This window comes from Paraburkholderia sp. BCC1886, from assembly GCF_900996245.1.
Lineage (GTDB): Bacteria > Pseudomonadota > Gammaproteobacteria > Burkholderiales > Burkholderiaceae > Paraburkholderia.
The window spans coordinates 1-430 of sequence record NZ_CAAJGK010000009.1 but is presented as its reverse complement, the minus strand read 5'-3'; the positions used below and the strand labels follow the sequence as shown (position 1 = coordinate 430).

Below are 430 nucleotides of genomic sequence, written 5' to 3'. Positions count from 1 at the left end.
GCGCATGCCCTTCCAGCGCCAGCCCTCGATCGCGCGCTTGATGTACTCGCCGAAGAACTCCGGCACCAGGCTGAACAGTTGCGGATAGGTGATGAAGAACGAGCTGATCGAGATCGACACGTCCATCGAGATCACGCAGTGGCACCAGTTGCGCGGAATGTGCAGCGACTCGCCCGGCTCGATGATCACGCGATAGGGCGTGGCCTCGCGCAGCTTCGGGAAGCGCTTGAAATCGGGGTTCTCGATGTCGACCGGGCTGAAGGTCTCGCGCTCGAACTCGCCGATGTAGAGATGCTGGACCAGGTCGGCGCGCAGGTTCGGGAAGGTCTTGCGGAACGGGTGCGAGGCCATGTAGTACATGTGGTCCGGCTTCTCGCGCAGGATCTCGATCAGTTCCCTGAGCTTCATCTCCTGGAAGCGCAGGTACTTC

Annotated in this window: 1 protein-coding gene; it reads right to left on the bottom strand. The window is 61.4% G+C overall.

Going from position 1 to position 430, the window contains the following annotated elements; all coding sequences use genetic code 11:
- Positions 1 to 430, bottom strand: a 430-nt coding sequence (locus FQ746_RS00050; RefSeq protein WP_186310581.1) for a cupin-like domain-containing protein, incomplete at both ends; no start/stop codon positions are given.